This is a genomic window from Algoriphagus marincola DSM 16067 (assembly GCF_000429405.1).
In the GTDB taxonomy this organism is placed as follows: Bacteria; Bacteroidota; Bacteroidia; order Cytophagales; family Cyclobacteriaceae; genus Algoriphagus; species Algoriphagus marincola.
Window position 1 is genome coordinate 330,062 of sequence record NZ_AUBU01000006.1, and the last position, 17,006, is coordinate 347,067.

The 17,006-nt window shown below is 44.4% G+C and carries 17 protein-coding genes; 4 read left to right on the plus strand and 13 right to left on the minus strand.

The features are described from left to right. The first annotated feature begins 48 nt into the window (after positions 1-48). Together G457_RS0109940 and G457_RS0109945 are read left to right on the plus strand one after the other, a co-directional pair. Positions 49-387 carry a tRNA-binding protein gene (locus G457_RS0109940; RefSeq protein WP_026946345.1) on the plus strand — a complete coding sequence of 113 codons (339 nt, stop codon included), beginning with the start codon at positions 49-51 and terminating at the stop codon, positions 385-387. A gap of 3 nt (positions 388-390) precedes the next feature. After that, positions 391-1,896 carry a S10 family peptidase gene (locus tag G457_RS0109945; RefSeq protein WP_026946346.1) on the plus strand — a complete coding sequence of 502 codons (1,506 nt, stop codon included), beginning with the start codon at positions 391-393 and terminating at the stop codon, positions 1,894-1,896. Between the two features lie 6 nt (positions 1,897-1,902). On the opposite strand, the gene G457_RS0109950 is transcribed toward G457_RS0109945, so the two are convergent. The 6 genes from G457_RS0109950 to tpiA form a co-directional block, all read right to left on the minus strand. Further along, positions 1,903-3,423: a GH3 auxin-responsive promoter family protein gene (locus tag G457_RS0109950; RefSeq protein WP_026946347.1), complete on the minus strand. Its 1,521-nt coding sequence runs from the start codon at positions 3,421-3,423 to the stop codon at positions 1,903-1,905. Further along, the gene (gene lptB, locus G457_RS0109955; protein WP_024284379.1) at positions 3,423-4,163 is read right to left on the minus strand and encodes an LPS export ABC transporter ATP-binding protein; all 741 of its coding nucleotides are present in this window, start codon (positions 4,161-4,163) and stop codon (positions 3,423-3,425) included. Before lptB ends, G457_RS0109950 begins: the two co-directional genes overlap by 1 nt. 1 nt (position 4,164) lies before the next feature. Beyond that, positions 4,165-5,889 carry a single-stranded-DNA-specific exonuclease RecJ gene (gene recJ, locus G457_RS0109960; RefSeq protein WP_026946348.1) on the minus strand — a complete coding sequence of 575 codons (1,725 nt, stop codon included), beginning with the start codon at positions 5,887-5,889 and terminating at the stop codon, positions 4,165-4,167. A gap of 61 nt (positions 5,890-5,950) precedes the next feature. Next, positions 5,951-6,145 carry a hypothetical protein gene (locus G457_RS0109965; RefSeq protein ID WP_026946349.1) on the minus strand — a complete coding sequence of 65 codons (195 nt, stop codon included), beginning with the start codon at positions 6,143-6,145 and terminating at the stop codon, positions 5,951-5,953. Between the two features lies 1 nt (position 6,146). Continuing rightward, a complete protein-coding gene (prmA, locus tag G457_RS0109970) occupies positions 6,147-6,974 on the minus strand; it encodes a 50S ribosomal protein L11 methyltransferase (protein WP_026946350.1) in 828 nt (275 codons plus the stop codon). A gap of 6 nt (positions 6,975-6,980) precedes the next feature. Next, positions 6,981-7,742, minus strand: a complete 762-nt coding sequence (tpiA, locus tag G457_RS0109975; RefSeq protein WP_026946351.1) for a triose-phosphate isomerase — start codon at positions 7,740-7,742, stop codon at positions 6,981-6,983. A 63-nt stretch (positions 7,743-7,805) separates the two neighbouring features. Here tpiA and G457_RS0109980 point away from each other — a divergent pair, with 63 nt between their 5' ends. Both G457_RS0109980 and G457_RS23095 read left to right on the plus strand, forming a co-directional pair. Further along, positions 7,806-8,306 (plus strand): regulatory protein RecX, encoded by a 501-nt coding sequence (locus tag G457_RS0109980; protein ID WP_026946352.1) that lies wholly within the window; start codon positions 7,806-7,808, stop codon positions 8,304-8,306. Positions 8,307-8,309: 3 nt separating this feature from the next. Continuing rightward, complete coding sequence (locus G457_RS23095) at positions 8,310-8,441, plus strand: hypothetical protein (protein ID WP_282705549.1); 132 nt, start codon at positions 8,310-8,312, stop codon at positions 8,439-8,441. A 194-nt stretch (positions 8,442-8,635) separates the two neighbouring features. Here the strand turns inward: G457_RS23095 and G457_RS0109990 are convergent, their stop codons facing one another. From G457_RS0109990 to G457_RS0110025, 7 genes are all read right to left on the minus strand, one after another. After that, a complete protein-coding gene (locus G457_RS0109990; protein WP_026946353.1) occupies positions 8,636-8,968 on the minus strand; it encodes a DUF5615 family PIN-like protein in 333 nt (110 codons plus the stop codon). Continuing rightward, positions 8,965-9,186, minus strand: coding sequence for a DUF433 domain-containing protein (locus tag G457_RS0109995; RefSeq protein ID WP_026946354.1), 222 nt, complete (start codon positions 9,184-9,186; stop codon positions 8,965-8,967). Before G457_RS0109995 ends, G457_RS0109990 begins: the two co-directional genes overlap by 4 nt. A 63-nt stretch (positions 9,187-9,249) precedes the next feature. Continuing rightward, positions 9,250-10,719, minus strand: a complete 1,470-nt coding sequence (crtD, locus tag G457_RS0110000; RefSeq protein WP_026946355.1) for a 1-hydroxycarotenoid 3,4-desaturase CrtD — start codon at positions 10,717-10,719, stop codon at positions 9,250-9,252. Positions 10,720-10,948: 229 nt separating this feature from the next. After that, entirely contained in the window at positions 10,949-12,415 is a 1,467-nt protein-coding gene (locus G457_RS0110010) for a glycine--tRNA ligase (RefSeq protein WP_026946356.1), read from the minus strand. A 136-nt stretch (positions 12,416-12,551) separates the two neighbouring features. Next, positions 12,552-14,261 carry a GMC oxidoreductase gene (locus tag G457_RS0110015; RefSeq protein ID WP_026946357.1) on the minus strand — a complete coding sequence of 570 codons (1,710 nt, stop codon included), beginning with the start codon at positions 14,259-14,261 and terminating at the stop codon, positions 12,552-12,554. Further along, positions 14,254-14,826, minus strand: coding sequence for a gluconate 2-dehydrogenase subunit 3 family protein (locus G457_RS0110020; protein ID WP_026946358.1), 573 nt, complete (start codon positions 14,824-14,826; stop codon positions 14,254-14,256). Before G457_RS0110020 ends, G457_RS0110015 begins: the two co-directional genes overlap by 8 nt. A 122-nt stretch (positions 14,827-14,948) precedes the next feature. After that, complete coding sequence (locus G457_RS0110025; protein ID WP_026946359.1) at positions 14,949-16,982, minus strand: alpha-L-fucosidase; 2,034 nt, start codon at positions 16,980-16,982, stop codon at positions 14,949-14,951. Between the last annotated feature and the right edge of the window lie 24 nt (positions 16,983-17,006).

Here is a 17,006-nt window from a genome sequence, read left to right on the forward strand (position 1 = left end):
AACTTAGGGCATTTTAAAAGGTTCATAAAATTAGTAAAAAAAATCACTATGCAAACGATTGACTACGAAGATTTCGCCAAATTAGATATTCGTGTTGGTACCATTATTCGAGCTGAAAATTTTGAAAAAGCGCGGAAACCTGCCTATAAAATTTGGGTTGATTTTGGACCTGAAATCGGTGTGAAAAAGTCATCTGCCCAAATTACGGAGCTTTACTCAGAAGCCGAGCTTAAAGGTAAGCAGGTAGTATGCGTAGTCAATTTTCGACCTAGACAGATTGCTGATTTTATGTCTGAAGTTTTGATCACTGGATTTCCAGACGAAAAAGGACGGGTAGTTCTTACATCTACCGAGCGAATTGTTGCCAACGGAGCCAAACTATATTAAATCATGCAAAAAATCTCATCTATTCTCCTTGTTGTATTTTTATTTACCTACCAGTCCTCTTTCGCCCAAGAGTCTGATACTGCCTCGCATAGTCCGCGTCAATTTGTAAAAAGCCACACCGGGGTGTTTGACGGTCAAAGGATTTCTTATCAGTCCATTGTCAAAGAAACATTTCTTAAGAATTCGAAAGGAGAAGTGACTGCCTCATTCTGGAGTACTAGCTACATCAAGGAGGGAGCTGACCAAAATCGGCCTGTGATCTTTATTTTTAACGGAGGGCCAGGCTCAGCTTCTATTTGGCTTCACATGGGATTTTTTGGGCCTAAGGTAGTTCGGGTAGACTCTGAGGCCAAAGCGGATGATGGAGCTGCTCCATACCTTGTTGAAAGCAATTCAATGGCTTTGCTGGATCTGGCTGATCTGGTTTTTTTGGATCCTATCGGAACAGGCTTCAGTCGAGTAACGGAAAAAGGGAAAGTAGAAGACTATTGGGGTTTGGTCGAAGATGCACAGTCAGTTGCTGATTTCATTCGGATTTGGATTCGGGAAAACAATCGTTGGCAGGCTCCCAAGTTCTTGGCAGGGGAAAGCTTTGGTACAACCCGAGCTGCAAAAGTTGCTGAAGTTTTGGAGGGAGATGGGCAGCACGTTGCTTTAAATGGCCTAATTCTGATTTCTCAGGCATTGGATTATGCAGGATCATCTTCTTGGCCAGATAATTTGACCTCATTTTTTACCTATTTGCCATCTATGGCTGTGACAGCCCGGTATCATGGGAAAGCCGGAGAGGGAAAAAGCATAGAGGAATTTGCCAAAGAAGCCCGAGACTTTGCCTATCAAGAATACCTTCCTGCTCTTTTCGAAGGTCAAAATCTATCCAAAGATAGAAAAGAGGAGATTGCGGAAAAGCTTTCTTATTTCACCGGATTAGGTCAAAAATATATTCTCAGGTCTGACAATCAGATTTTGATGCATCGCTTCAAAAAGGAGCTTCTGAGAGAAGATGGGATGGCAATAGGGACCTTAGATGGACGATTTGCGGCAGTGGAAACCGATCAAGTAGCAGAAGGTCCGGTACTAGGAGATCCGAGTGATTACATGACAGAGGGAGCTTACACCGCAGCCTTCAATTCATACCTACTCAATGAATTGGGTGTGGAGCTGGAGATTCCTTATTTGTCTTCCAACGGAGAAATTGGCGGTAAATGGCGCTGGAGACCAGTTCCAGATGGCAGTTATTGGGAGCCTTCCTATGTCAGTACTGCGAGAGCACTTAGCGAAGTGATGCATAGAAATACAAAGATGAGAGTAATGGTAGCCAATGGCTATTATGATTTGATTACTCCTTTCTTTGATGCGGAATTTACTTTTGCCAGACATGATTTTCCTCAAGACCGCATTGAGATGAAGTATTACGAGGCAGGCCACATGATGTACAATCGCAGAGAGGACTTTGAAGCCTTGGCAAAGGATATTCGAGCTTTTATCGAGGAAGTTTTGGCGAACTGATTAAGCTTACTTCATAATCGCTAAAAGCTCATCTAAATAGTCGCGGCTATTTGATAGTCGGGGGACTTTATTTTGTCCGCCAAGCTTTCCTTTTTTGCGCAGCCATTCTTGGAAAAGCCCACTTTCGGCTACATGAATAATTGGTTTTACCAGCGCTAGATCTTTGTGCCTTTTGGCGTCATAATCGGAATTGATTTCCCGCAAGTGTTGATCTAATAGCTCTTCGAATTTAGCTAGGTCAGTCGGGTTTTTGGCAAACTCAATGATCCATTCATGCGCACCTTTTTCACCATTGTTTCCAAAGTAGGCAGGGGCAGCAGTAAAGTTTTCGATGGTCGCTTCAGTCTTTTCAGCTGCAAATTCTACCGCCTTTTCTGCATTCTCCACAATGACTTCTTCTCCAAAAGCATTGATAAAATGCTTGGTTCTTCCGGAAATTTTGAATCGGTAGGGCTTAGTTGAGGTAAATCGGACGGTATCTCCGATTTTGTATCTCCATAGCCCACCATTTGTTGAGATGACTAAGGCGTAGTTTTTTCCTACTTCTACCTCCCATAGCGGAAGTACGGTAGGATTCTCATCCTCCCAGGATTCCATGGGGATAAACTCATAGAAAATCCCATAATCCAAAAGCAAAAGTAATTCGTCAGAATCTATTTGGTCTTGCAGTCCAAAGAATCCCTCCGATGCATTGTAGGTTTCCATGTACCGCATCTTGTCAGAAGGGATGAGTTCTTTAAAAAGGTTGCGATAGGGACCAAAGGCTACCGCTCCGTGAAAAAAGACCTCCAGATTAGGCCAGACTTCCAGGATGTTTTTGGCTTTTTTGATCTCAAGGATTCTTCTCAGTAGGACGATGGTCCAGGTGGGAACACCCGCAATGCTCACTACGTTTTCGTCCATGGTTTCGCGAGCCATTTTTTCAATTTTGGCTTCCCACTCATTCATCAAAGCGACCTCAAGCGAGGGAGTTCTGGCAAATTGTGCCCAAATGGGAAGGTTACGCATGATGACAGCTGAAATATCACCTGCTTTTGCTTTGCTATTTGAGTTAAGTGGGTTGGATTCCAAAGAACCTCCGATTGTCAGGGATTTACCCGAAAAAAGCTTGGAGTCAGGATAGTTATTTACATAAATAGTGACCATATCCTTCCCGCCTTTAAAATGACACTCTTCAAGGCTTTTTTCAGTGACTGGAATGTATTTGCTTCTGCTGGAAGTAGTACCTGATGACTTAGAAAACCATTCGATTTCTGTGTTCCAGATCAGGTTCTGCTCTCCTTTCATGACTCGGTCGATATAAGGCTTGAAGCCTTCATAATCGTTTAGAGGTACATTTTTAGCAAAATCTTGGTAGCTCTTAAAACTTGAAAAATCAAATTCCTTTCCGAATTTGGTTTGTTTTCCAGCTTCAATAAGGTCTTTCAACACGCTGTCTTGAGCCGCATGCGGGGCTTTTTTGAAATATTCGATTTGTCCCAGGCGGCTTTTGAAGACCCAGGTCATAAAGCTGTTGATTACCTCCATTAATTTGAAAAAGTTTTGCGTTTCAATTCAAACTGACTGCCCAAATAGACCTTTCTTACTTGCTCATCGGCAGCTAATTCTTCAGCTGTCCCAGCCTTCAAAAGTCTTCCTTCAAACATCAGATAGGCCCGGTCCGTGATGGATAGAGTTTCATTTACATTGTGATCGGTGATCAATATCCCGATATTTTTGGTTTTAAGCTTGGCTACGATGGTCTGGATTTCCTCAACGGCAATCGGATCTACCCCGGCAAATGGCTCATCAAGCAATACGAATTTAGGATCAACCGCCAATGCACGGGCAATCTCCGTACGTCTTCTTTCGCCACCAGAAAGGACCATTCCGAGGTTCTTTCGGACGTGTGTTAAGCTGAATTCTTCCAATAGGCTTTCCACTTTTTCCTTTTGCTGCTGCTTTGGCATATTGGTCATTTCGAGGACTGCCAGAATATTTTCTTCCACGGAAAGTTTGCGAAAAACGGATGCTTCCTGCGCTAAATATCCGATACCCAATTGAGCCCTTTTGTACATCGGTAGGCTGGTAATATCTTCCTGATCCAAAAAGATTTTCCCTTCATTCGGTTGGATCAATCCCACGATCATGTAAAAAGAAGTGGTTTTTCCTGCTCCATTGGGACCTAGTAACCCGACAATTTCCCCTTGCTTTACCTCAACGGAGATATCGTTGACCACCTTTCGGCTTTTGTATATTTTGATGAGATGCTCTGCTCGAAGTTCCATACTAGTCGAATTTGATATCTTTCACGTAGAGTTGCAAACTACTTTTGTCCCGGAAGAAATTTTCCCGCATTTCTGCCACTAAGTCAAAACGCATTCGGGATCTAAGGAAATTCACTGTAGTCAAATCTGGGTCCTTTGCTCGATCCGCCATTCCGAAGCCAAGACAAACCGGAGTGGTGAGTTGGCCGTCCTGCACAATTTTGAACCGAAGATGCTTTTCTTTCAAAATGACCACATCCTCGGCCTGCACATTGGAAATCTTGAAAATGGGCTCGGGATTTCCGGGGCCAAAAGGGGCCATTTGCTTTAGAATATTGTAAAAGCGATAATTGATTTGGTCCAGCAGGAGTTCTCCATCGATCTCAATGACCGGTTTTCGATGAACTTCCTCGATTCGGTTTCGAACTACCTCTTCAAACTTTGCTTGAAAGGCAGGAACCTTATCCACCGAAAGTGTCAAACCTGCAGCATACTTGTGACCTCCAAATTGATCTAAGAGATCGCTACATTCTGCAATGGCTTCATAAATATTAAAATCTACAACAGACCGCGCACTTCCCGTTGCTTTAGAATTGGATTCGGTGAGTATAATGGTTGGACGGTAGTACTTTTCGATACAACGGCTCGCTACGATCCCGATGACACCCTTGTGCCAGTCTTCCTTGAATAGAACCGTCGAGTTCCAGGTTTGCTCCTCTTCCCTTGCCGCAATCATTTCAAATGCTTCTCGGGTGATGTTTTCATCGAAATTTCGTCGGGTAGCATTGACTTCATCCACGACTTTGGCTCGCTCAAGAGCCTCGTCCAGTTCGGTAGAGATCAGAAGCTCCACAGATGCTTTGGCATGTTCTAGGCGACCGGAAGCGTTGATTCTTGGACCGATTTTGAAGACAATGTCAGAGATGCCGATGTCTTTTTCGATTTTGCTGCGTAGGATCAAAGCTTTGAGTCCGGGTCTGGGAGTATTGTTGATCCGATCGAGACCATAGTAGGCCAAAATTCGATTTTCTCCGGTGATAGGTACAATGTCCGCTGCAATACTCACCACGACTAAATCCAGATACCCGTAAAGTGCGGATTCATCTATATTTCTTCTTTTGGCAATTGCCTGGATCAGTTTGAAACCGACCCCACAGCCGCTCAATTCTTTGTAGGGATATTGACAGTCCGTCTGTTTTGCATCCAAAACGGCAATGGCAGCCGGAAGAATTTCCCCGGGTGTGTGGTGATCACAAATGATAAAATCTACGCCCAGTTCCTTGGCTAATGCCACTTTTTCGATGGCTTTGATTCCACAGTCTAGTGCAATGACCAAAGAGAAATTTTCATCTGAGGCATATCTGACCCCTCTTTCGGATATCCCATAGCCTTCTTTATAGCGATCTGGGATATAAAAGTCTACGTGTGGATAAATGCCTTTTAGAAAGCCATAGACGAGCGAAACTGCCGTGGTGCCATCCACATCGTAGTCTCCATAAACTAGGATCTTTTGCTCGTCCCGAATGGCTTCCTCGATTCTATTGACAGCCTCCTGCATCCCCTTCATTAGATAAGGGTCGTGAAGCTGACTAAGGCTCGGTCGGAAATAATCCTTTGCCTGCTCAAAGCTCTCCACCCCCCGATTGATCAGCACATTGGCCAAAGTCGGATTGACATTGATCTCTTTGCTGAGTTTTTCGAGTGCAGATTGAGCTGCTATTGGTTTAGGTTTCCAGACGTACTCCATGGGTGTAAATTACGAAAGAATTTGAGGATCGGGTTCGATCGTGTATTGTGAATACCCCTTTTCAGGATTGTTTAACTTCTTTTTGGTATTGAAACCAATAGTAAGCGGGAAAAATCAAGGCCTTAAGTTTCCAGTCATTTTTTTCCTTGATCGAAAGATGGGAATTTGCGTGAACAGCCCGGTACATTTTTCCTGCTAAGAGCGTATGCCCCAGAAGTAGTAAAAACAAAACCGCATAAAACAAGAGTTCCTCCATCTTAGCTTTTAGTGAAGACCAGTGCGGCCCAGTTATCTTTTTCGCTTTGATTGACCAATTCCAGGCCAAGCTTTTCGCAAGCCGATTGGATATCGGCAATATCATGGGTGTAAAAACCACTCAGAAGTAAGTACCCATGAGGTGCCAAAAGACGGGAATATATCTCCATTTCGTCCAAAAGCACATTTTTGTTGATGTTGGCGAGAATGATATCAAAGGGCCCCTTGGGATTTACATCCCGAATGCTGCCTAGCCCCATGGTTGCCGGGACTTCATTGAGCTGAAAGTTTTCATTCCCATTATCCACGCACCAGTCATCGATATCAAAAGCTTCAACAGAAGAAGCCCCAAGAAGATGAGCCATGATTGCTAAGATTCCAGTACCCGAACCCACATCCAATACACGCTTACTTTGATGGTCAATTTTTCCCTGAAGCTTCAGAATCTGAAAGGTAGTCGCATGATGACCTGTCCCAAAAGACATTTTGGGATTGATGACTATCTGGTATTTAAACCCTGGTCTTGGCTCATGAAAAGAAGCTCTGACGAATACCAAGTCACCGACTGCAATGGGGTCATAGTTTTTCTCCCATTCCTCATTCCAGTTGACTTTTTTGGTGAGATTCTCCGAAAAGGTAATGTTTGCATGACTTTGATATCGATTCAGAATCTCATCAAATGCTTCCCGGTCGAAACTGTCCAAGGGCGAATAGCAATCGAATCCCTCCTCAGTTTCCAAAAAGGCATCAAAACCTATTTCAGAAAGCTCAGCAATTAGAATCTCTCGAAAATCTTCGGAGCAAGTGAATTTGAATTCCCGGTAGTCCATCCAAGCTTAGTAGGATTTGGCGATATCGATGAAGTCGCGGGATTTCAAAGAAGCCCCTCCGATAAGTCCTCCATCCACATCGGGCTTAGCAAGAAGTTCGGCAGCATTTGACGGTTTCATACTTCCACCGTAAAGAATGGAAATTGAATCAGCTACTTCCTTACCATACTTACTGGCCAAATGCTTTCGGATAGCCGCATGCATCTCCTGAGCTTGCTCAGCGGAAGCTGTTTTTCCTGTACCGATTGCCCAAATGGGTTCGTATGCGATGGTGACTTTTGATATTTCTTCAGCACTAAGTTCAAAAAGGCTGTCAGTGAGCTGGAATTTGACATTAGGTTCATGGGTTCCGGCCTCTCTGATATCCAATGATTCACCGCAGCAGAAAATTGGTTGGAGTCCAGCTGCCAAGGCTTGCTTCACTTTCTCGGTGAGCATTTCATTATTTTCTTTGAAATATTCTCTTCGCTCCGAATGTCCGATAATTACGTAGCTGACTCCAAAAGACGCTAAAATTGCCGCTGAAACTTCTCCTGTGTAAGCTCCTGATTCCTTGTCAGAGCAGTTCTGAGCTCCTACAAAAACGTTGGGTGCACCTCCGATTAATTTTTTTACCACGTGAAGGTGAGGAAAGGGTGGATTGAGCACGAGGCTGACATCTTTCAACTGTTCATCCTGTGCCATTTGCACGATCTCAGAAGTAAGTATTTGACCCTCTTCATAGGTCATGTTCATTTTCCAGTTTCCAGCTATGATTTTCTTTCGCATCGTAAGAGTTTTTATTAGGTTTGAGAAAAACTAAGGACAAAATTTTCTATAAAATTAATCAAAATGTCTGGTTGGGGAAGAAATAACCCAAAGCAAGTCCGAAAAACCACATGGACGGTCGAGGAGGCTGAGGAAAAAATCGCTGCTTTCTGTGCCTATCAGGAGCGATGTGTCTGGGAGGTGCGGCGTAAGCTTTATGAAAAAGGGATCGCTGAAGCGCAGATTGAAAAGCTGATAGGTTTTCTTCTCCGGGAGAAATTTATTGATGAGGGGCGCTATGCTAAAGCCTTTGCCCGGGGAAAATTCCGCTTGAAAAAATGGGGTAAAAACCGGATTCGAATGGAGCTGAAGATGCGGCAAGTTCCTGAGGACCTGATCAGAAAAGGCTTGCTGGAAATTGACCCAACGGAGTACTATGACACGCTTCTTTCGGAGACAGAAAAGAAATGGGAGAAGACCAAAGAACCCGACCTGTACAAAAAGCGATTTAAGGTTGTCGGCTATTTGATGCAGCGGGGATTTGAGCAGGATCTGGTTCAGGAAGCAATAGACTCACTTTTGTGATTTATGATTGACGAAATACGATTGACGATGGGCAGAGTAGGGATGGAAGTGAAGCTTAGAGTCTTTGCCCGAACTTTTCATGAAATACGAGTTATGGAGTACGAAATACATGCAGCAGAGCAGGATTTGAAGTAAATTTGCAAATCTTTGCCCGAACTTTTCCATTTTCCAACCTATAGCTAAAGTACTGCCCTTGCTCATGACTACAATTTTCCAATTTTCTAATTTTTCAATTTTGAAATCATCTCACTCATAATCTTTGCTGAGAGCAAGGAAAGCGGAATTCCTCCTCCAGGATGTACTGATCCCCACAGAAATAGAGGTGGTTCCTAGCGACTTTGGATAATTTCCAAAATTTCGTCCGTTTCGGATTCAAGATAGCTTGATATTCGTAAAATATTTTTGATGAGAAGAACAGAAATATTTTTGGTAGTTAAATTTCCGGTATTCAGATAAATAATTTTAGGAGGAGTGCCATAAACCCCGTTGAGATCGATAAAATCTGAGTCAAAAGTAACTATCGTATAATTATTTTTCCTTGCGTATTGAAAAATTTCCATATCGGATGAGTTTTCCAATCCAACTTGCTGGCTATTTGATAATTGCGAGGGAAGAAGCTTTAAAATTTTTGGAGAAATATTTTGATGAAACAATAGCTTCATATTGTTGAAATCATCCTTCTTTCTTTATCGGCTGCATAAGCTAAGCAGGCATCAATCATTTCATCTGTAATTTCCTCAAAATCAGACTTTATTTGATCGCGACTCATTCCATTGGCCATCCAGTTCAGTACGTCATAAACTGAAATTCTGGTGCCCTTAAGACATGGTTTACCAAATCGTTTTTCGGGCCGAATCTCTAGGTGTTTTTTGAAATCCATAATGTAAAATACGAAAAATTGGATGATAAGATTAATAGTACTAAAGTCATTTTTGAATTTTGCCTAGGAATCCCCCACAAATCCCATCATAATCTTCGCCGAAAGGAGACTTAACGGAATTCCTCCTCCAGGATGTACCGATCCCCCGCAGAAGTAAAGATTTTTGATGTCGGAAGAATAGTTGGCATGCCGAAGGAAAGCTGCAAATCGATTGTTGGAAGAGTTGCCATAAAGCGCCCCATTCGCACTGGAAGTTTTGGACTCAATCGTTCGAGGTTCTAGAATTTCCTCGACCTCGATCAAGGATTCCAAATCAGTTTTTAACACCCGATTGACTTTGGAGATGATATTTTTCCGGGCTTCCTGTATCAAGCTATCCCAATCCTGCCCCTGATTATTGGGGACATTGATCATCGTAAACCAATTCATACAGCCCTCGGGAGCATCGTCGGATTTGTGAGTGGAGGTGATATTGATGTAAACAGTCGGATCTTCGTAGATGCTTCCCTTTTTGAAAATATGCTCAAACTCAGTTTGATAATCTTCCGAAAAAAGAATGTTATGTAGTCCTAGCTCTTGGAATTCTTTTTTGACTCCCCAATAAAAAATCAGGGCAGAGCTGGATTTGGGTTGCTCCAGCAACTTCTTGGGCTGCTTCTGCTTGCGCAAAATACTTTTGTAGGCATTCACCATGTCCATATTATTGACGACCAGATCAGCTGGATGGCTTTGGCCATTGACTTGGACTCCCACGGCTTTGCCATTTTCCACTAAGATCTCTTCAACTTTTGCATTGAAATGAAAACCAACTCCTAGATCTACAGCTAGTCTATACAAGCTCATGGTGATGTCATGCATCCCTTTTTTGGGGAAGTAGGCTCCGATATTGAATTCCAAGTGGGGGATGATATTCAGGGTAGCTGGGGTCTGATAGGGGTCCGATCCATTGTAGGTAGCATAGCGATTGAAAAGCTGAACCAACTTTGGGTTCTGGAATTGCCGTTCATTTGCCTGATTCATGGTGGAGAAAATGCCCAATTTCCCCATTTTGAGGTAAGACTTTAGCGCTTGCGGATTGGTCCAGGTACCAAATTGATGCAGGGATCGATGCATGAATAGGGGTGCCAAATGCTCATAAATAAAGGCCGAGCTCCGCAAAGCCTCTCGTACATTTTGAGCAGGTTCCCCTAGCTTGGTTTCTACCTCTTCAGCAAAGCGATGGATATCTGCCCAGGCCTTGATTTGCTTCCCATCTTCCCAAAAATAATGACAGGCTACTTCCAGTTTTTCGTAATCAAAATGATCCTTGGGATCTTTCCCGGCTAGCCGAAAGAGCTCTTCGACTTGCTCAGGGAGGGTGAAAAGCGATGGGCCTGCATCAAAGCGGTAACCTTTTAAGGTGATTTCGGAAAGTTTTCCGCCGGGATAGGAATTCGCCTCGAAAACCTCAACTTGATAGCCTTGGACCGCTAGCCGAATAGAGGATGCAATACCGGCAATTCCGGAACCTATGATCAGGGCTTTTTGGGACATGGATATGCTTTTGAATCTAAACTACACAATCGGCCGGGAAGTTGGTAGAAAATCGGGAAAAGCTCAAAACAATTACTATCCCAAAAATATATCATGCCTTCAGGGGACATTTCCGTGAGTGAGACAATAATGGAGGAGGATAAAACCAAAAAGCCTTGAGAAATTAAATCTCAAGACTTTTTTCACTAGTTGTCATTGCCGCTGTTAGTGTCTCCACTAACAGCTATTATCAAATCTTCTCAAAAACCCGTCTAAAGCTCGTTGCCTCAGCGATTCTACCATGCAACTCAGAGATGGAAACTCTCTCCTGCTCGGTCGTATCCCGGTGACGGATGGTAACTGTATTATCTTCCAAAGTCTGATGATCCACGGCGATACAGAATGGCGTACCAATTAAATCCTGTCTTGCATAGCGCTTTCCGATAGACGCCGCCTCTTCATAAATAATATTGAAATCATATTTCAATAATTCCACAATTTCCTGCGCTTTCTCAGGCAATCCGTCTTTCTTGGTAATTGGAAGAATGGCTGCCTTCACCGGAGCGATAGCAGGATGGAATTTCAAGTAGGTTCTGCTTTTCTCCTCTGATTTTTCTTCCGTGTAGGCATTGCAAAGCGTCAACAAAAACAGGCGATCTGCTCCGATCGATGTCTCGATCACGTAAGGAATGTAGTTTTGATTAACCTCCGGATCGAAGTACTGCTGCTTTTTCTTGGAGAATTCTTGATGGGATTTTAAATCAAAATCAGTTCGCGAGTGAATCCCTTCCACTTCTTTGAAACCAAATGGGAATTCATATTCGATATCCATGGCTGCATTGGCATAGTGGGCCAATTTCTCATGGTCATGCTTTCTCAATTTCTCAGCCGGCGTACCCAAAGCCAAATGCCAGTTCATTCGAGTCTCTGCCCACTGCTTGTACCAGTCTAGTTCGGTGCCAGGGCGAACGAAGAACTGCATCTCCATCTGTTCAAACTCACGCATACGGAAGATAAACTGACGGGCTACGATTTCATTTCGGAAGGCTTTCCCGATTTGGGCAATCCCAAAAGGAACCTTCATCCTTGCGGTTTTCTGCACATTCAAGAAATTCACGAAAATCCCCTGAGCTGTTTCCGGACGCAGGTAAATGGTCGAAGCATCTTCAGCCACAGAACCTACCTGAGTAGAAAACATCAAGTTAAACTGACGCACATCAGTCCAGTTGGTCGTGCCACTGATTGGACAGGCAATTCCCGTATTTACAATCAAGTCCCGAACTCCCGCCAAGTCTTCCGCCTCCAGCAAGCGAGCTAAAGCGGCAGTAAGTTGCTTGCCTTCCTCCACTTTCCCTTCATTTTCCAATTTGGCAGCATGCTCCTCTACCAAAACATCGGCGCGATAGCGTTTTTTGCTGTCCTTGTTGTCGATCATGGGATCATTGAAAGAGTCCACGTGACCGGAAGCCTTCCAAGTCGTAGGATGCATAAAAATTGCCGCATCGATCCCGACAATGTTTTCGTGGACACGCGTCATGGTTTCCCACCAGAGACGCTTCAGGTTGTTTTTCAACTCAACCCCATAGGCCCCATAGTCATAGACCGCCTGCAGACCGTCATAGATCTCGGAACTTGGGTACACAAACCCATACTCCTTAGCATGGGCAATTATATCTTTCAATTGGGCGTTTTCCGCCGGAGTCGCTGTCTTTGCCATAGGGTGCAAAATTAAGGAAACTTATTGATTTGGGGGAGGAAGGGATAGAAATTGATGAATCAAGTTTGAGTTGGAGCAAAAAGAAAAACCCAAGTCCTTCGACTTGGGTTTTTCTTAATTTCACATTTTCCATTCATCATTTCTTACTCTCCGCCACCGCATGGTGTGCTGCTCTCGCAGCGAAGGCCATATAGGTCAGGGATGGATTTTGAGTAGCTGTAGAAGTCATAGATGCACCATCGGTCACATAGACATTCGGTACGGCATGCAGCTGATGATGGGCATTGAGTAGGGAAGTTTTGGGGTCTTTGCCCATGCGTACTCCACCCATCTCATGAATATCCAATCCCGGTGCCTGTTTGCTGTCACTGGAGCGGATATGGGTGAAGCCTGCCTTGGTGAACATCTCCGTCATCTGCTCGATGTAATCTTTGACCATTTTCTCATCATTGTCATCATAATCTACCGAGATTTTGAGCAGGGGCATGCCCCATTCATCTTTCAAGTTCGGATCGAGTGCGACATAGTTGCTTTCCTTTGGTATGGTTTCGCCCATCATATGCGAACCTACCCGCCAAGGGCCATATTGATCGGGATTGAGTAGGCTGTTTTTGAGATCCATTCCTACGCCGCTAGTATCTGCGCCTGCACCTCGGCTGGCAGAGAATCCTGCTGCATAGCCTCGGAGAAAGTCCGTTTCCTGCTTGTACACATTTCGGAATCTGGGGAAATAGCCGCTTGTCGGTCTTCCACCACTTGTGGTGTATTCCGAATGTCCCTCATATTCTCCGGATACACGAGCCCGATAATTGTGGAAAGCCACATATTTTCCGAGTAGGCCATTGTCGTTGCCTAGCCCGTTGGGGAACCGATTCGAGGTAGAATTCAATAAAATTGCATTCGTATTCAAAGCGGCTGCATTGACAAAGATCACATCGGCGTAGAACTCTTCCATTTCTTTGGTCAGGCGATCGATGATTCGGACTCCGGTGGCCTTTCCTTTTTCTTCATCATAAATAATAGAATGAACGACGGAGTCAGATCGAAGGGTCAAGTTTCCAGTTTTTAAAGCCCAAGGGATGGTAGAGGAATTGGAACTGAAGTATCCACCGAAAGGACAGCCCCGCTGGCAAAGGTTTCGGTTTTGACATTTGGCTCTACCTTGCTGTGCGTAGAAATCCAAATTTCCGTTGATGTGTGCACAACGAGCAGAAATCATGTGTCGGTCATTGCCATAGTGCTTTTTCAATTGCTCCGCAAAGTGCTTTTCGACTACATTGAGTTCGTATCCCGGCAAAAATTCTCCATCTGGCAAGTGTGGAATACCATCGCGATTTCCCGATACTCCAGCGAATTTTTCTACATGACTATACCAAGGAGCTATATCCTTGTAGCGAATCGGCCAATCCACCGCAAATCCATCCCGGGCAGGACCTTCAAAATCAAAGTCAGACCAACGCTGCACCTGTCTGGCCCAAAGCAAAGATTTCCCTCCGACTTGATAGCCCCGAATCCAATCGAAGGGCTTTTCCTGCACGTAGGGGTGCTCGGTGTCTTTCACGAAAAAATGCATGGCATCTTCCCGAAAGGCATAGCAGCGGCTGATGACGGGGTTTTCTTTTTTGATATCCTCCGGAATCTGACCACGATGTGGGAATTCATATGGAAGCATGTTGGTCGTGGGGTAGTCCTTGATGTGTTCGACATTTCTACCTCGCTCCAGCATCAGGGTTTTGACTCCCAAGTCGCAGAACTCTTTGGCAGCCCAAGCTCCACTGATTCCCGAACCGATAACGATGGCCTGATAGGTTCGATCTTGCTTACTTTTGATATTTAGATTAGCCATTGACTCGAGGTTTTTGAAGGTCAGAAATCAAGACTGCCCCGTTGTACTCACCTGGAATGAGGGAGTAAGGAACCACTTCAGTTTGGATGTATTCGGAAGCCATATATCCTTGAATAGTAAATCGCTTCGCAGTATTGACGAAATATGCGATGGATTCTTTGGTGCGACCTTCCTCGGAATCATCTCCTTTGAGTTGGGCCGTTTCTAGCACCATTGCCTCCTTTTCTTTGGTGGTCAACTGATCAAAAGCTTTTCCACTGCTTTCTTTTATATAACTGGAAAAGGACTGCAATCCTTGAGAAAACTTTTTCTGATTTTCTTCATTGAAGCAATCGTTGACCATCACTAAAATAAAATCATGGACTTCCAGGTCTAAAGCGCCTTTGATCTCTCCTGCGGGAATGATCGTATCAGAAATACTTGCAAGAAGCTTTTTGAGTGATGGTGTGATTTGGAGTTTATCGTAGGCAGTGAGGATATCTTCCTTTCCAAAATCACAGGAAGGAATAAGGGCAAGTCCCCCGGAAATCAGGGCAATATGCCGCAAGGCGTGTCTTCTATTCATGGGTAATAATGGGTTTAAAGCAACTGGATTAAAAAGTAGGGATTTTTCTTTCAAAATCCCACCTTATACATGCTTTTGGAGGAAATGATACCATTAGTGGTAAAAAAATCTGGAGTGAAAATCTACCGGGTCAGGACCCCTATTTCAGCCAAGGTAGCCGAATTACCGTCTGCGGGTTTGATTGCTTCCAATTCTATCCACTTAGCTGAAACCCCATCGAAGCGTATTTCCTGCTCAATTGGGCTATTGACCACGTTGGCAAACTCACCACTAGCGACTTCCGTCCAGTTTTTTCCGTCTGTACTGACTCTGAATACAAACTCTGTGATATGTCCACTTGGATACCGGGCTTGCATGGGGAGATAGGTAAAGCCAGTTAGCGTAACCGCTTCTCCCAGGTTTACCTGTATTTTGGAGGAACTTAAAGTGGCATATGAGCTAGGGTTTTCATCGATCGCTTTTTCATCTTCGGTCTTCCATTTTGCTTTGGCGATGTCCAGCTCTTTTTGAAATAGGTCACTGTTTTCGCCAGTCCTCGGGTCAAAGGACATAACTTTTAAGGTGGAGGCTTCTTGAATTTCCAAAGGATGGGTATAAAGCTCCGATGGTTCTGATCCATCCAAGGAATAGCGAATCTCCAGTCCCTCATCCGGTGAAAGCAGGGAGACTAGTCCGGACTTTTCCCGTTGGATAGTAGGTGGAAGAAGCAATTTCGGGGCATAGTAGATTCCCAGCTCTGAAATCACGGGGATGTCTTTTCCATCCTCGAAATTGATTCGGATTTTTTGGGTGCTTACATCCGGAAACCGCAAAATCCGTTTGTAGCCGACGGTATTGCCAGACGCAATTTTTTCCCAAGATCCATTGATCTCAGCTTCCAGCGTGAAAGCCTTTACCCGCTGTCCGAGCGGGGTGTATTCCTGTAAAAGCAAGCGATTGAAAGACACCTCTTTCCCAAAGTCCAATTCCAAATTGGCTTTTGGTCCTGCCCCATCTGATAGGGTCCAATAGGTTTCATATTCCCCATCAATCACCCTATTTGCCTCGTAGCCATAGCCCCGATCTGCACTAGATGAAATGGTCGCTTCAGTCGCTAGATTTGTTTGAAAATCTTCTTTGATTTTTGCTGCCATTTTTAAGATGGCTTCTTCATCATTCTCATGAATCAAGCCGCGGGTGTCCACAGGGAAATTGATCAGCAAAGAAGAATTTCGACCGATGCTTTTGTAAAAAATCTCCATCAGTTGGGGGAGGGTCTTGACTTTGTGATCCTCATAGGCATGATAATACCATCCCGGGCGAATGCTCACATCAGACTCAGCAGGCACCCAATGTGTACCATTTTCCTGTCCGGATGCCCACTTTTCCGAATACTCAGGCATGCCTGCATAGACCGAGTCTCGCATCAGATTGGACCAAGTGGTCTCGTAGGCAAAGCCATGCTCATTACCCACCCAACGCACATCGGGTCCGGCATCGGAGAAAAGCATGGCATTTGGCTGCAATTCCCTTACCAAGGCATGGGTATTTTCCCAGTCGTAATAGGTCAGCTTATCGACTTTCCGTTCCTCATTGGCTCCACCATACCAACCTGTACCTCCATTGGCCCCGTCAAACCAAACCTCAAATATTTCCCCATAATTCGTTAGCAATTCGGTCAGTTGATTGCGCATGTAGGTGATGTATTCAGGCTTTCCATAGTCCGGATGATTCCGATCCCAAGGGGAGTAATAAATGCCCACTTTCAACCCATATTCCCGGCAAGCATCCACAAATTCACGGATCAAATCGCCCTTTCCATCCCGCCATGGACTGTTTTTCACAGAGTGCTCCGTGTAGGCTGATGGCCAAAGCACGAAACCATCGTGATGCTTGGCGGTGATAATCAGTCCTTTCATCCCGGCTTCTTTGGCGATCCTTGCCCACTGTCTTGCATCCAGCGTGGTTGGGTTGAATTGTTCGGGTTTTTCATCCCCAAAACCCCATTCCCGATCCGAGAAGGTGTTCATATTGAAATGCACAAAGCCATAAAATTCGAGTTGCTGCCAGGCTACCTGTCGCTCATGAGGAACAGGCAGGACTGGCTCAGGCGGAGCTGATTTTTCTTGGCACTGGGAAAAAAGAATCAGAATAAGCGGAAAGAGGAATTTTTTCATATTTCGAATTTGAAGCAGCATTCT

Coding starts and splice junctions, on each gene's coding strand:
- crtD (WP_026946355.1), bottom strand. CDS start 10,719: ATGTCCCAAAAAGCCCTGATCATAGGTTCCGGAATTGCCGGTATTGCA.
- G457_RS0110015 (WP_026946357.1), bottom strand. CDS start 14,261: ATGGCTAATCTAAATATCAAAAGTAAGCAAGATCGAACCTATCAGGCC.
- G457_RS0110025 (WP_026946359.1), bottom strand. CDS start 16,982: ATGAAAAAATTCCTCTTTCCGCTTATTCTGATTCTTTTTTCCCAGTGC.
- G457_RS23095 (WP_282705549.1), top strand. CDS start 8,310: ATGATTGACGAAATACGATTGACGATGGGCAGAGTAGGGATGGAAGTG.
- G457_RS0109945 (WP_026946346.1), top strand. CDS start 391: ATGCAAAAAATCTCATCTATTCTCCTTGTTGTATTTTTATTTACCTAC.
- G457_RS0109940 (WP_026946345.1), top strand. CDS start 49: ATGCAAACGATTGACTACGAAGATTTCGCCAAATTAGATATTCGTGTT.
- G457_RS0110020 (WP_026946358.1), bottom strand. CDS start 14,826: ATGAATAGAAGACACGCCTTGCGGCATATTGCCCTGATTTCCGGGGGA.
- G457_RS0109980 (WP_026946352.1), top strand. CDS start 7,806: ATGTCTGGTTGGGGAAGAAATAACCCAAAGCAAGTCCGAAAAACCACA.
- G457_RS0109965 (WP_026946349.1), bottom strand. CDS start 6,145: ATGGAGGAACTCTTGTTTTATGCGGTTTTGTTTTTACTACTTCTGGGG.
- G457_RS0110010 (WP_026946356.1), bottom strand. CDS start 12,415: ATGGCAAAGACAGCGACTCCGGCGGAAAACGCCCAATTGAAAGATATA.
- prmA (WP_026946350.1), bottom strand. CDS start 6,974: ATGGACTACCGGGAATTCAAATTCACTTGCTCCGAAGATTTTCGAGAG.
- tpiA (WP_026946351.1), bottom strand. CDS start 7,742: ATGCGAAAGAAAATCATAGCTGGAAACTGGAAAATGAACATGACCTAT.
- G457_RS0109990 (WP_026946353.1), bottom strand. CDS start 8,968: ATGAAGCTATTGTTTCATCAAAATATTTCTCCAAAAATTTTAAAGCTT.
- recJ (WP_026946348.1), bottom strand. CDS start 5,889: ATGGAGTACGTCTGGAAACCTAAACCAATAGCAGCTCAATCTGCACTC.
- G457_RS0109950 (WP_026946347.1), bottom strand. CDS start 3,423: ATGGAGGTAATCAACAGCTTTATGACCTGGGTCTTCAAAAGCCGCCTG.
- lptB (WP_024284379.1), bottom strand. CDS start 4,163: ATGGAACTTCGAGCAGAGCATCTCATCAAAATATACAAAAGCCGAAAG.
- G457_RS0109995 (WP_026946354.1), bottom strand. CDS start 9,186: ATGGATTTCAAAAAACACCTAGAGATTCGGCCCGAAAAACGATTTGGT.